This window comes from Micromonospora sp. CNZ297 (genome assembly GCF_007827625.1).
Map to the genome: position 1 here is coordinate 82,198 of NZ_VISU01000019.1, position 13,940 is coordinate 96,137.

At 72.6% G+C, this 13,940-nt stretch carries 11 protein-coding genes; 7 read left to right on the plus strand and 4 right to left on the minus strand.

What is annotated here, in order from left to right; all coding sequences use genetic code 11:
- The first annotated feature begins 12 nt into the window (after positions 1 to 12).
- From FB454_RS26795 to FB454_RS26815, 5 genes are read left to right on the plus strand one after another with little or no spacing between them, the layout of a single operon-like run.
- Entirely contained in the window at positions 13 to 1,137 is a 1,125-nt protein-coding gene (locus tag FB454_RS26795; RefSeq protein ID WP_071095071.1) for an ABC transporter ATP-binding protein, read from the plus strand.
- Positions 1,134 to 2,111, plus strand: coding sequence for an ABC transporter permease (locus FB454_RS26800; protein WP_013286255.1), 978 nt, complete (start codon positions 1,134 to 1,136; stop codon positions 2,109 to 2,111). Before FB454_RS26795 ends, FB454_RS26800 begins: the two co-directional genes overlap by 4 nt.
- Positions 2,112 to 2,114: 3 nt before the next feature.
- On the plus strand, positions 2,115 to 3,197 hold the full coding sequence (locus tag FB454_RS26805) for an ABC transporter permease (RefSeq protein WP_145823735.1): 1,083 nt from the start codon (positions 2,115 to 2,117) through the stop codon (positions 3,195 to 3,197).
- Positions 3,194 to 4,201, plus strand: coding sequence for an ABC transporter ATP-binding protein (locus FB454_RS26810; RefSeq protein ID WP_145823736.1), 1,008 nt, complete (start codon positions 3,194 to 3,196; stop codon positions 4,199 to 4,201). Before FB454_RS26805 ends, FB454_RS26810 begins: the two co-directional genes overlap by 4 nt.
- Positions 4,202 to 4,237: 36 nt before the next feature.
- A complete protein-coding gene (locus FB454_RS26815) occupies positions 4,238 to 5,650 on the plus strand; it encodes a GH1 family beta-glucosidase (protein WP_013476851.1) in 1,413 nt (470 codons plus the stop codon).
- Between the two features lie 28 nt (positions 5,651 to 5,678).
- Here the strand turns inward: FB454_RS26815 and FB454_RS26820 are convergent, their stop codons facing one another.
- Positions 5,679 to 6,923, minus strand: coding sequence for an ROK family transcriptional regulator (locus FB454_RS26820; protein ID WP_013476852.1), 1,245 nt, complete (start codon positions 6,921 to 6,923; stop codon positions 5,679 to 5,681).
- Positions 6,924 to 7,064: 141 nt separating this feature from the next.
- Here FB454_RS26820 and FB454_RS26825 point away from each other — a divergent pair, with 141 nt between their 5' ends.
- A complete protein-coding gene (locus FB454_RS26825; protein WP_145823737.1) occupies positions 7,065 to 8,444 on the plus strand; it encodes a carbohydrate-binding protein in 1,380 nt (459 codons plus the stop codon).
- Positions 8,445 to 8,550: 106 nt separating this feature from the next.
- On the opposite strand, the gene FB454_RS26830 is transcribed toward FB454_RS26825, so the two are convergent.
- The gene (locus FB454_RS26830) at positions 8,551 to 9,966 is read right to left on the minus strand and encodes a gluzincin family metallopeptidase (RefSeq protein WP_486485465.1); all 1,416 of its coding nucleotides are present in this window, start codon (positions 9,964 to 9,966) and stop codon (positions 8,551 to 8,553) included.
- An 82-nt stretch (positions 9,967 to 10,048) separates the two neighbouring features.
- On the opposite strand from FB454_RS26830, the gene sthA reads away from it, so the two are divergent.
- Entirely contained in the window at positions 10,049 to 11,452 is a 1,404-nt protein-coding gene (gene sthA, locus FB454_RS26835; protein WP_145823738.1) for a Si-specific NAD(P)(+) transhydrogenase, read from the plus strand.
- 46 nt (positions 11,453 to 11,498) lie between these two features.
- Here sthA and FB454_RS26840 read toward each other — a convergent pair whose 3' ends face one another.
- Both FB454_RS26840 and FB454_RS26845 read right to left on the minus strand, forming a co-directional pair.
- Positions 11,499 to 12,095, minus strand: a complete 597-nt coding sequence (locus tag FB454_RS26840; protein ID WP_013286247.1) for a DUF6368 family protein — start codon at positions 12,093 to 12,095, stop codon at positions 11,499 to 11,501.
- Between the two features lie 48 nt (positions 12,096 to 12,143).
- Positions 12,144 to 13,931 carry a gamma-glutamyltransferase family protein gene (locus tag FB454_RS26845; protein ID WP_145823739.1) on the minus strand — a complete coding sequence of 596 codons (1,788 nt, stop codon included), beginning with the start codon at positions 13,929 to 13,931 and terminating at the stop codon, positions 12,144 to 12,146.
- Between the last annotated feature and the right edge of the window lie 9 nt (positions 13,932 to 13,940).

Consider the following 13,940-nt stretch of genomic DNA (forward strand, 5'->3'; position numbering starts at 1 on the left):
CAGGAATGCGGCATGACGTTGACCGAGAGCGCACCGGCGCCGGCCGACGAGGTGGTGCTGGAGGCCGTCGGCCTGACCAAGCACTTCCCCGTCCGCCGGCGGCTGCGTGACCTCCTCTCCCGCACCCCGGCGGTGGTGCACGCCGTCGACGACGTATCGATCGCGCTGCGCCGTGGCCGGGTGACGGCACTCGTCGGCGAGTCCGGCTCCGGCAAGTCCACAGTCGCCCGGCTGCTGGCCCAGCTCTACCCGCGCACCGCCGGCGACATCCGGCTGCACGGCCGCTCGACACGGGTACGCGGCGGGCGCCGGTTCCGGGCGTACGTGCGCCGGGTGCAGCTGATCCTCCAGGACCCGTTCGCCTCGCTGAACCCCGTGCACACGGTCCGCTACCACCTGACCCGGTCGCTGCGCATCCACGGCAACGCCGGGACCGGACCGGACGGGCTGGAGAAGGCGCTCGCCGGCCTGCTGACCCGGGTCGCGCTCACCCCGCCGGAGCGCTACCTCGACGCGTTCCCGCACGAGCTGTCCGGCGGGCAGCGCCAGCGGGTGGCGATCGCGCGGGCGCTCGGCGCCGATCCCGAGGTGCTGCTCGCCGACGAGCCGGTGTCCATGCTCGACGTGTCGATCCGCCTCGGCGTGCTCAACCTGCTCCAGGACCTCAAGGACCGGCTCGACCTGGCGATCCTCTACATCACCCACGACATCGCCTCGGCCCGCTACTTCGCCGACGAGACGATCGTCATGTACGCGGGGCGGATGGTCGAGGGCGGCGACAGCGAGACGGTCACCCAGCGCCCGGCCCACCCGTACACCCGGTTGCTCATCGAATCGGCGCCGGACCCGGAGCGGATCACCGGCGCGGGCGGCGACGGCGCGGCGGCGGGCGAGCGGGGTCACGGCGAGCCGCCGAGCCTGATCCGCCCGCCGGCCGGATGCCGGTTCCACCCGCGCTGCCCGGCGGCCATGCCGCGCTGCGCCACCGACCTGCCGCCGCCGATCCCGGTCGACGACGCGCCGGGCCACTGGGCGGCGTGCTGGCTGTACGACGCGGACACCGTCGCCACGGAGAAGCCGGCGAACGCGGAGAAGCCTGCGAACGCGGAGCAGGCCGGAACGGAGGCGGCCCGGTGAGATTCCTGCTGCAACGGGTGGCCTTCTACCTGTTCACCGCCTGGGCGGCGATCACGCTCAACTTCTTCATCCCGCGGATGGTGCCCGGCGACCCCGTACAGTCGCTGATCTCCCGCAACCAGGGCCGGATCAGCGCCGACGCGATCGCGTCGCTGCGGGTGCTGTTCGGGCTGGACTCCGACCGCTCGCTGTGGGAGCAGTACGTCGCCTACTGGGGGCAGCTCCTGCACGGCGACCTGGGGCTGTCGTTCACGTTCTTCCCCGCCCCGGTGTCGCAGGTGATCGGCGACAGCCTGCCGTGGACCGTCGGCCTGGTCGGCGTCACCACGATCGTCAGCTTCCTGCTCGGCACCGCGCTCGGCGTCGGCGCCGGCTGGCGGCGCGGCTCGTGGATCGACGGGCTGCTGCCGGCCACCACGTTCCTGTCCTCGATCCCGTACTTCTGGCTGGGTCTGGTCGCGATCGCGCTGTTCGCCGGGCCGGGCAGCTTCTTCCCCTCCTCCGGCGGCTACGAGCCGGGCCTGGTGCCGGCGTTCGACGCGTACTTCGTGCCGAGCGCGATCCAGCACAGCATCCTGCCCGCGGCGACCATCCTGGTGTCGTCGATGAGCGGCTGGATCCTCAGCATGCGCAACATGATGGTGACTGTCGCCAGCGAGGACTACATCACCGTGGCGCACGCCAAAGGGCTGTCCGAGCGCCGGGTGGCGCTCAGCTACGCCGCACGCAACGCGCTGCTGCCGAACGTGTCCGGGTTCGCGCTGTCCCTCGGCTTCATCGTCGGCGGCACGCTGCTCGTGGAGATCGTCTTCTCGTACCCGGGTCTGGGGTTCCAGCTCTTCCAGGCCGTCGGCGCGAAGGACTATCCGCTGATGCAGGGCATCTTTTTGATCATCACGATCTCGGTGCTGGTGGCGAACCTGCTCGCCGACGTGGCGTACCTGCTCCTCGACCCGCGGACCCGAAAGAGCTGAGCGATGACACTCTCCCCGTCCAGCATCGAGCAGGTCATCCCCGGCCAGGGGGCGATGGCGCAGCCGTCGGCCCGGGCACGCCGCCGCCGGTTCCGCTTCGTCGCCAACGCCAAGGCCGCGACCGGCCTGGCAGTCCTCGGGGTGTACGTGCTCCTGGCGGTGATCGGGCCGTGGATCGCGCCGTACGACCCGGACGCGCGCAGCGCCGACGTGCTCCAGGCGCCCTCGGCCCGGCACTGGTTCGGCACCACCCACCTCGGGCAGGACATCTTCAGCCAGATCCTGGTCGGCGCGCGCAGCGTCATGGTGGTGGGCCTGATCGCCGGCGTGCTCGCCACGATCCTGTCCATCCTCATCGGCGTGACCTCCGGCTACCTGGGCGGCGCGGCCGACGAGGGCCTGTCGGCGGTGTCGAACGTGTTCCTGGTGATCCCGGCGCTGCCGCTGATCATCATCGTCACGTCCCTGGTCGACCAGGCCGGCGACATGCTCGTGGCGCTCATCATCGGCCTCACCTCGTGGGCGTGGGGCGCCCGGGTGCTGCGCGCGCAGACGCTGTCGTTGCGCCGCCGCGACTACGTCGAGGCCGCCCGCGCCACCGGCGAGCGGACCTGGCGGATCATCGGCTTCGAGATCCTGCCGAACCTGACCGCGATCATCGCCTCCGGCTTCGTCGGCACCGTCATCTTCGCGGTGATGTCGGAGATCACCCTGGCGTTCATCGGCATCTCGTCGATGACGTCGTGGAACTGGGGCACGATCCTGTTCTGGGCGCAGGGACAGCAGGCCCTGGCGCAGGGCGCCTGGTGGTGGTTCGTCCCGGCCGGGCTGGCCATCGCGCTGCTCGGCACCGCGCTGGCGCTGATCAACTTCGGCATCGACGAGTTCGTGAGCCCGCGGCTGCGCACCGGCGGCCGGACCCGGATCCGTACCGCCGACGGTCGCGTCGTCGCGATGCGCGTCGGGTTCACCCCGGTGCTCGCGCCGGTCACCGCGTCGGTGCCGATGCAGCCGCGCGACGCCGGGGGCCGGCCGGCCGCCGACGCCGTCAGGCCGCCCGCCGACGAGAGAGGGAAGCGCGCATGAGCGACCAGGTGCTGGAGATCCGCGGGCTGTGCGTCGACTACGGCGTCGGCGCGGAGGCGGTCCGCGCGGTCCGCGACGTCGACCTGACGCTGCACCGCGGCGAGGTGCTCGGCCTGGCCGGGGAGAGCGGCAGCGGCAAGTCCACGCTCGCGTACGGGCTGACCCGGCTGCTGCCCCCGCCCGGCGTGGTCAGCGGCGGCCAGGTCATCTACCACCCGGCCGACGGCCCGCCGGTCGACGTGCTCACGCTCAGCCCGGCGAAGCTGCGCGAGTTCCGCTGGGCGGAGACGTCGATCGTGTTCCAGGGCGCGATGAACTCGCTCAACCCGGTGCACAAGGTCTCCACCCAGCTGCTCGACGTGATCCGGGCACACGAGCGCAGGAGCACGGCGGCGAGCCGGTCGGCCCGGGCCAAGGAGCTGCTGCGCCTGGTCGGCATCTCCGCCGACCGGCTGGACAGCTACCCGCACCAGCTCTCCGGCGGCATGCGGCAACGGGTCATGATCGCGATGGCGCTGGCGCTGGAACCGCAGGTGGTCATCATGGACGAGCCGACCACCGCGCTGGACGTGGTGATGCAGCGGCAGATCCTCGGCCAGCTCGCCGAGCTGCGCGAACGCCTCGGCTTCGCGGTCCTGTTCATCACCCACGACCTGTCGCTGCTGGTCGAGTTCTCCGACCGGATCGCGATCATGTACGGCGGCCGGATCGTCGAGGAGGCGCCCGCCACCCGGCTGTACCGGGAACCGCTGCACCCGTACACCGAGGGGTTGCTGCACTCGTTCCCGGCGCTGCACGGGCCGCGCCGCGAGCTGACCGGCATCCCCGGCTCCCCGCCGGACCTGCGCGCCATGCCGTCCGGCTGCGCGTTCCACCCCCGCTGCCCGAAGGCGTTCGACGGGTGCGACCAGCAGGTGCCGGTGCTCGGCGCCCCGCGCGTCGACGACCCGGCGCGGGCCGTCGCGTGCCGGCTGCACCCGGCCGTCGCGCCCCTGTCCCGCTGACCCGCCCGACACCACCCGCTACCCGCGAGGAGAACCATGGACACCGACCTCACCCGCCCGTCGTCAGTCGCCGGCGCGGACCCGATCGACACGCTGCCGCCGACCTTCCGGTGGGGGGTGGCGACGTCGTCGTACCAGATCGAGGGCGCGGTGGCCTCCGACGGCCGCACCCCGTCCATCTGGGACACGTTCTGCCGGGTGCCGGGCGCTGTGGCGAACGGCGACAACGGCGACGTGGCGTGCGACCACTACCACCGGATGCCGCAGGACGTCGCGCTCATCGCCGACCTGGGACTGGACACGTACCGGTTCTCGGTGGCCTGGCCCCGGGTGCAGCCGGGCGGGCGCGGTCCGGCGAACGTGGCCGGGCTGGCCTTCTACGACCGGCTGGTGGACGAGCTGCTCGGCCGGGGCGTCGAGCCGTGGGTGACGCTGTACCACTGGGACCTGCCGCAGGAGCTGGAGGACGCGGGCGGCTGGCCGAACCGGGACACCGCGTACCGGTTCGCCGACTACGCGGAGCTGGTCTTCGCCGCGCTCGGCGACCGGGTCCGCACCTGGACCACGCTCAACGAGCCGTGGTGCTCGGCGATGCTCGGGTACGCCTACGGCGACCACGCCCCGGGGCGGCGGAACCTGGGCGACGGCATCGCAGCTGCGCACCACCTGCTGCTCGGGCACGGGCTGGCGACGCGGCGGCTGCGCGAGGCGGCCCGCTCCCCGATCGAGCTGGGCCTGACGCTGAACCTGTCCACCGCCGATCCGGCCACCGACAGCGCGGCGGACCGGGACGCCGCGCGGGCCGCCGACGGGCTGGCCAACCGGCTCTACCTCGACCCGGTGCTGCGCGGGGCGTACCCGCAGGACGTGATCGCGGACCTGGCCGCCGAGGGGGTACGTATCCCCGTCGAGGACGGCGACCTGGACGTCATCGCCACCCCGATCGACGTGCTCGGGGTCAACTACTACTTCGGGCAGCTGCACTCCGGCGTGGACGAGCAGGGCCGGGACCGCGACGACGACGGCAAGCCGGTACGCCGGGTGGTCCGCCGCGACCTGCCGCGTACCGCGATGGACTGGGAGATCGTGCCGGAGTCCTTCACCGACCTGCTGGTGCGCCTGCACCGCGACTACCCGGGCACGCCCATGGTGATCACCGAGAACGGCGCCGCGTTCGACGACACGCCGGACGCCGACGGGTTCGTCGCCGACGACGACCGGGTCGGCTACCTCACCGAGCACCTGCGGGCGGTGGCCCGGGCGCGGGCGGCCGGCGCCGACGTGCGCGGCTACTTCGCCTGGTCGCTGCTGGACAACTTCGAGTGGGCGTACGGCTACGACAAGCGGTTCGGCATCGTCCGGGTCGACTACGACACGCAGCGCCGCACCCCCAAGCGCAGCGCGCTGTGGTACCGGGACACCGTGCGGCGGGTCCGCGGGCAGCGCTGACGCCGCGGCGTGGGGGGGGCCGGGCCGGTCAGTGACGCCGGCCTTGCCCCCACGCCGGAACCGGGCGGGCGGCCGGGTCGCGGGCCACGCCGCCGTCGCGCAGCAGCCGGGTCATCGGCAGGGTGGCCGCGCCCATCGCGACCGCGTCCGGTCCGAGCCGGCACAGCTCGATCGAGGTCTGCGCGTACGGCTGCCGCAGCGCGTGCCGCGCGGTGGCCTCGCGGATCGCGGGCAGGTGCCGTTCGCCCAGGGCCAGCCCGGCCCAGCCGCCGAGCACCACCCGCTCCGGGTTGAACAGGTTCACCAGGTTCGCCACCCCGGCGCCCAGGTAGCCGACCGTCTCGTCGATCACCTTCGCGGCGGTGCTGCCGGTGGAGCGCAGCAGCTCACCGAAGGCGGTCTCCTCGTCCGCACCGGGTGCCGGGCGGCCCCGGTTGGCCTGGCGGAACCGGTCCAGCACCGCCTCCGCCCCGACGTACGCCTCCAGGCAGCCGAGGTTGCCGCAGCGGCAGCGGCGGCCCCCGTACACGATTGTGGTGTGGCCCCACTCCCCGGCGCTGCTGTGCGCGCCGCGGTAGCCGACGCCGTCGGCGACCACGCTCGCACCGACGCCGGAGCCGACCAGGGCGACCACCGCGTGCCGGACGCCGCGGCCGGCGCCGAACCACATCTCGGCCTGGCCGAGCGTCTTCGCGCCGTTGTCCACGTGCACCGGTACGTCGGTGCCGGCGCGCAGCATCGCGCCGAGCGGCACGCCGTCCCAGCCGAGCGTCTGGGCGTGCACCACGGCGTCGGCGGTGCGCTCGACGGTGCCGGCGACGGCGACGCCGAAGCCGAGGACCGCGGCCGGGTCGACGCCCGCCTGCTCGGTGACAGCGGCGAGGCCGTGCCGCAGGTGCGCGGCGACCTGCTCGGGGTCGGGGTCGGCCGCGGCGATCGGGTACTCCGCCTTCGCCAGCGCGGTCATGCTCAGGTCGAACAACTCCACCTGGACCCGGGTCTCGCCGACGTCGGCGCCGACCAGGTAGCCGTAGCCGGGCGCGACGCGCAGCAGCACGCGGGGGCGGCCGCCGTCGGACTCGACCGAGCCGGCCTCCTCGACCAGGCCCTCGTTGATCATCTCGCCGACCAGGTTGCTGACGCTGGCCAGGCTGAGCGCCGTGGACTGGCCCAGCTCGTGCCGGCTGAGCGGACCGTCCAGCCAGATCCGGGTCAGCAGGACCGACCTGTTGGCCCGGCGCATGTCACGCACCGTGGTGCGTCTGGCGTCCACGTCGCCGCCGTCCTTCCCGGCCGCCCGCGGGCGGCTTTCGTTCCTGCTTCACACCCTGAACGGGGTGGTGACAGGGTACGCCGCATTTACACTTAACAAAGTTAACTGATAACCTCCGGCGCATCGATGAGGAGGTATGTCATGCGACTCGGACGTGGGATGACCGCTCTGCTCGGTGGCGTCGCGCTGCTCGCCGCCACCGCTGCCGCCCTGCCCGCCACCGCCGCCACACCGGCCCGCGCCGTCGGCGCGCTCGTCGCCTGTGACGCGCCGGCCTGGGCCGAGGGCGTCACCTGGACCGCCGGCAGCCGGGTGACTTATAACGGCCGGCTCTACCAGGCGCTCGTCACGCACACCCCGCCCGCCGGCGCGGGCTGGAACCCGGCCGCCGTACCGGCGCTCTGGACCGACCTCGGCGCCTGCACCGGCGGCACGCCGTCGCCGAGCCCCACCACCCGGCCGCCGTCGCCCTCCCCCACCGCCTCCCCTTCCCCGACCGCTTCCCCCACGCGGACGCCGACGCCCACGCCCACTGTGTCGTCCAGCCCGACCACGCCGGGCGGAGACACCTGCGCGCTGCGGTCCCGGCCGTCCGGCAAGGTGCTTCAGGGCTACTGGGAGAACTGGGACGGCGCCGCGAACGGCGTACACCCCGGCCTCGGCTGGATCCCGATCACCGACTCCCGGATCACCGGGCACGGCTACAACGTGGTGACCGCCGCGTTCCCGGTCATCCGCGCCGACGGCACCGTGCTCTGGGAGGACGGCATGGACGCCGGCGTCAAGGTGCCCACCCCGGCGCAGGTGTGCCAGGCCAAAGCCGCCGGGCTCACAGTGCTGCTGTCCATCGGCGGCGCCACCGCCGGGATCGACCTCAGCTCCAGCGCGGTCGCCGACCGGTTCGTCGCCACCGTCGTGCCGATCCTCAAGCGGCACAACTTCGACGGCATCGACATCGACATCGAGACCGGCCTGACCGGCAGCGGGAACATCAACCAGCTCTCCCCCTCGCAGGCCAACCTGATCCGGATCATCGACGGGGTGCTGGCCCAGATGCCGGCCGGCTTCGGGCTCACCATGGCGCCGGAGACCGCGTACGTCACCGGAGGCAGCGTCACCTACGGCTCGATCTGGGGCGCGTACCTGCCGATCGTCAAGAAGTACGCCGACAACGGGCGGCTGTGGTGGCTGAACATGCAGTACTACAACGGCTCGATGTACGGCTGCGCCGGTGACTCGTACCCGGCCGGCACCGTGGCCGGTTTCGTCGCGCAGACCAACTGCCTCGACGCCGGCCTGGTCGTGCAGGGCACCACCATCCGCGTACCGCTCGACCGGCAGGTCCCTGGGCTGCCCGCGCAGGTCGGCGCCGGCGGCGGCTACATGAGCCCGGCGCTGGTGGCCCAGGCGTGGAACACCTACCAGGGCCGGCTCAAGGGCCTGATGACCTGGTCGGTCAACTGGGACGGCTCGAAGGGCTGGACGTTCGCCGACAACGTCCGCTCGCTCCAGGGCCGCTGAGACGCGGCGCGGGGCCCCGCCGGACGGGCGGGGCCCGCGCCGGGTCAGGCGATCTTCTTCGGGGTGATCTTCTTCGGCGTGGTCGGGGAGTCCAGCCAGGCGTTGATCAGCGCGGTGAAGTCGCGGCCCGTCTGCTTGTTGACGAAGGCGATGAACGAGGCCCGGTCCTGCGGCGTGTTGCGCTGCTCCTGGACCCAGGCGCGGGCCAGCGCGAAGAACGCCGCGTCGCCGACCGTCCGGTGGATCTCGCGCAGCATCGCCGCCGGGCACAGATAGACGTTCCCCTCGGCGAACCGCTTCGGGTCGGGCCGGCCGGGCGGACCCAGCTTCTTGCGCAGCACGGCGTCACCCTCGCGCAGGTAACGGTCCAGGCTGGCCTCGCTGAGCTCAGCGTCTCCTTGGTGTACAGGTCCTGGATGTACTTCGCCCAGCCCTCGTTCAGCCACAGGTCCGTCCAGGTGGTGGGCGTGACCGAGTTGCCGAACCACTGGTGGGCGTACTCGTGCAGCAGATCGCTGCCCCAGCGGTCCCGGCGGGCCGTGGTGTTCTCGGTCTTCCGGCCCATCGTGATCATCTGCTGGGTCTCCATGCCCGACGCCGAGTCCACCACCACGACGCCGCCGGAGGGGAACGGGTACGGACCGAACTTCTTCTCCAGCCAGGCCAGGTACTGCGGGGACTTCTTCAGGTACGGCAGCAGCTTGTCGTCCGCGCCCTTGCGGTACCAGTAGGTCAGCGGCACGCCGCGCGGCCCCGCCGCGGTCAGCTTCTGGTACTTCCCCACCGCGAGCGTGGTCAGGTAGGTCGCGACCGGGTCGGTGCTCCGGTAGCTGAACGTGGTGCCGGACTGACCGGCGGGCGTGCCGCCGGCGATCGCGGACCAGCCTGCCGGCACTGTCACCCGGATGTCGTAGAGGGCCTCGTCCGACGGCTGGTCGTTCGCCGGGTACCAGGTGAACGCCCCGAACGGCTCCTGCATGGTCCAGAGGCCGCCCTCCTTGGTGACGGTGAGACCCAGGGCCTCGGTGTCCTTGCGGTGCGACGGCATCGGGGTCGTCTTCGGCCGGCCGTGGTAGGTGACCACCAGGGTCACCGGCTCGTCCGCCACCACCGGGGCGGACACGGTCAGCTTCTCCTTCGCCACCGCGCCGGGAACCGTAGCGCCGTCCAGCGTGACGCTGTCGAGCTGGTAGGGCATGAAGTCGAGAACCAGGCTCGGCGCGTCCTTCACCGGCCGGATCCGCAGCGTGGCGGTGCCGGTGAGGGTGGTGGTCGACGGCGCCCACTCCAGCGCGAGGTCGTAGTGCAGGACGTCCAGCGCGTCGGTGCCCCGGGCCGGATAGACCGGGTCGGCCACCGGCGTCGACCGCCCCGCCTGCCAGGCGGCGTAGTCGACGGCGGGCGCGGTCGGGCTCGGCGAAGTGGAGGCGGAGGGGGTCGCGGCCGGGGTGGCGGGAGCGGTGGTGCACCCGGCGACGAGCAACGGTACGAGGAGCATGATCAGGGTTACGGGGCGGCGCATCAGCGCACCCTACGGCAGTGATCGATCTTCGTGGGGGCGTCTCGGCTGGCGCGGGTTGCGAGACCCTGCGAGGCTGGCGCTCGTGTATGACTACGACCTGCTGGTGCTGGGCTCCGGACCGAGTGGACAGAGGGCGGCGATCGCCGCGGCGAAGCTGGGCCGCCGCGTCGCGATCGTGGACCGCCGCGACATGCTCGGCGGGGTGTGCATCAACACCGGCACCGTGCCGTCCAAGACGCTGCGCGAGGCGGTCCTCTACCTGACCGGGCTGAGTCAGCGCGACCTCTACGGCAGCAGCTACCGGGTCAAGGAGGACATCACCGTCGCGGACCTGGCCGCCCGCACCCAGCACGTGATCACCCGGCAGACCGACGTCATCCGCAACCAGCTGGCCCGCAACAAGGTCTCGCTGATCACCGGCACCGGCCGGTTCGCCGACGCCCACTCCGTCTGGGTCGACGCCGGCTCCGGCCGGGAGACCCGGGTCAGCTTCGACAAGGCGGTCATCGCCGCCGGCACCCGCCCGGCCCGCCCGGACAGCGTCGACTTCGACGACCGGACGATCGTCGACTCCGACGGCGTCATCAACCTCCAGGCCGTCCCGCGCAGCATGGTCGTCGTCGGCGCCGGGGTGATCGGCATGGAGTACGCGTCCCTGTTCGCCGCGCTCGGCACCAAGGTGACAGTGGTCGAGCGCCGCCCGCGGATGCTCGACTTCTGCGACGAGGAGATCGTCGAATCCCTGAAGTACCACCTGCGGGACCTGTCGGTGACCTTCCGCTTCGGCGAGGAGGTGGCCGCCGTGGAGAAGCACCGCAGCGCCGCGCTCTGCGTCCTGCGCAGCGGCAAGAAGATCGCCGCCGACACGGTGATGTACTCGGCCGGGCGGCAGGGGCAGACCGACGACCTCGCGCTGGAGGCAGCCGGGCTCACCGCCGACCACCGGGGCCGGATCACCGTCGACGCCGACTACCGCACCACCGTCGAGAACATCTACGCCGTCGGCGACGTGATCGGCTTCCCCGCGCTGGCGTCCACCTCGATGGAACAGGGCCGGCTGGCCGCCCAGCACGCCTGCGGCGAACCGGCGCGCGGCATGTCGGACCTGCAACCGATCGGCATCTACACCATTCCGGAGATCAGTTTCGTCGGGAAGACCGAGGAGGAGCTGACGGATGCGTCCGTCCCGTTCGAGGTGGGCATCGCCCGCTACCGGGAGCTGGCCCGGGGGCAGATCGTCGGCGACTCGTACGGCATGCTGAAACTGCTGGTCTCACCCGAGGACGGGCGGCTGCTCGGGGTGCACGTGTTCGGCACCGGCGCCACCGAGATCGTCCACATCGGGCAGGCCGTGATGGGCTGCGGCGGCACCGTCGACTACCTGCTGGACGCCGTCTTCAACTACCCGACGCTGGCGGAAGCGTACAAGGTGGCCGCCCTCGACGCCGCCAACAAGATCCGCAACATCACCCGGATCGACACCTGACCCTGCCCTCTCCCTGGGCCGGCTCGACGTCGCCAGACTCGTCGCGCTACTTCACCATGCGAAATTGTGGATGCGTCAACCAAACTGTCAGGAGATCGGGCTCGACGACGTGGTAGATGTGCCGGGTGCCACCGGCGGCCACGTAGGGGATCTCGTGCCATGCCCCGCCGAGCATCCTGAGGGTCTCCCGGGATCCGGCCCACCACTCCTCGATCCCGGTACCGGCCTCGACGGCATCGAGGACGCGGACTCTCGCCGGAGGTGGGACCGGTAGTGGACCGGTGAGATCGATCAGGCCGCCGTACCGGTGCGCTATCGCTACCGCGAGATGCGCCAGGAACCGGTGGTCGTCCACGCCGTTCGTCGCCGAGGCCAGAACGACCTCTGTCGCGGGCCGGAACCCGGCGGCGCGCGCCAGAAATGTTGCCTCGTCCGGATCCTCCACGTCCCAGTCATCCGGCTCGACCAGCATCGGCCCGGTAACCGGTGACTCAGCCTGCCAGCCCAAGCGGGACGGCTCTCGGAGCAGCCACCAGTCGCCGGTCTGGTTGGTGAGCGCCTCCGCCAGCCAGACCCGGAACAGTTCGACATGCGAAGCGGTCCACGGATCGGGCAGCAGGACTGCGACACAGGGCCCGGCCACGGCCCCATCATGCCCGTACGCCCACGGCCGCGCTCAGGGGAGGGTGGGTCAGCGGCCTGTGGCGTAGCCCTGGGCGCCTCGGGGGTTCGCCGCGGCGGAGAGGACCCCGGTGCGCGGGTCGCGTGCCACCGCGCACATGCGGCCCAGGCTCCACGGGTCGGACAAGCGGACGGTGTGGCCCCTTGCGCGCAGGCCCGCCAGCACGTCGCCGTCGATCCGGTCCTCCAGCACCAGCACGCCCGGCTCGACCTCGCGTGGATAGAACGACGCGGGGAAGCTCGTCGTGTGCCACGTCGGCGCGTCGATCGCCTCCTGCAACTCCTGCCCGCCGGCCAGGTGCCGCAGCAGGAACAGCAGCTGCCACTGGTCCTGCTGGTCGCCGCCGGGCGTCCCGCAGGCCATCACCGGCTCGCCGTCGCGGAGCACGAGCGTCGGGCTGAGCGTGGTACGCGGACGCCGCCCCGGCCGCAGCGTGGAGGCGAGCCCCTCCTCCAGCCAGCACATCTGCAACCGGCTGCCGAGCGGGAAGCCCAGCTCCGGGATGACAGGTGAACTCTGCAGCCAGCCACCGCTGGGCGTGGCGGAGACGATGTTGCCCCACCGGTCCACCACGTCGACGTGGCAGGTGTCGCCGCGGGTCACGCCGTCCGCCCGTACCGTGGGTTCGCCGGTGCTCGGATCCTGCGGGACGGCCCCGCGACCCACGTCGGTGTGCAGGTGGGACGGGAGCCGGGGCGGCTCGCCCGCCGGGCTGCCGGGACGCAGCGTCGTGTCGGCACGGTCGCCGACCAGCGCGGCCCGCGCACGGGCGTAGCCGGCCGACAGCAGCGCGGAGCCCGGGACGTCGGTGTCGCCGTACCACGCCTCCCGGTCGGCGAAGGCGAGCTTCAGCGCCTCGGCCTGCGCGTGGATGCCCTCCAGGCTCGACGGGTCGTGGACACGCGGGTCGTCGAGCGCGTCCAGGATGGAGAGCGTCTGGAGCAGCACCGGGCCCTGGCCCCAGAAGCCGGTCTTGGCGATCGTGTGCCCGTGCCAGTCCAGCGTGACCGGTTCCTCCCAGGTGGCCGACCATCCGGCCAGGTCGTCGCCGGTGACCAGCCCGGCGTGCGCACGCCCGCTGGAGTCGCGGAACGGCAGCCGGCTGAACGCGTCGATCGCCTCGGCGACGAAACCCTCCCGCCAGGCGCGCCGGGCCGCCTCGATCTGCGCCTCCCGGTCCGCACCGGCGGCCCGTCCCGCGTCGACGAGGCGGCGCAGCGTGTCCGCGTACGCCGGGTTGGTGACCATCTCCCCCGGCGCGGGCGGGCGGCCGTCGCGGAGCCAGAGGCGCGCGGAGGTCGGCCAGTGGTCGGTGAACAGCGAGCGGACCCGCGCGACGGTCTGCCCGGCCGGGCCGACCAGCGGATGGCCTGCGGCGGCGTAGCCGATCGCCGGTTCCAGCACCTCGGCGAGCGTTCGGGTGCCGTGGTCGCGCAGCAGCAACAGCCAGGCGTCGACAGCGCCCGGCACGACGGCGGCGAGCGGACCGGCGCCCGGCACGAGGTCCAGGCCGAGCGACCGGAAGTGCGCGACCGTCGCGGCCGCAGGGGCCGGGCCCTGACCGCACAGCACCCGCGGGGTGGGGTCGGTCGCGGTGGCGAGGACCGCGGGCACCTCGCCGGCCGGGCCGTTGAGGTGCGGCTCCACGACGTGCAGCACGAACCCGGCGGCCACCGCGGCGTCGAAGGCGTTGCCGCCGCGTTCCAGCACGCCCATCGCGGACTGGCTGGCCAGCCAGTGCGTGGAGGAGACCATGCCGAACGTGCCGCGCAACGTCGGCCGGGTGGTGAACGCCATGGGCGCGAG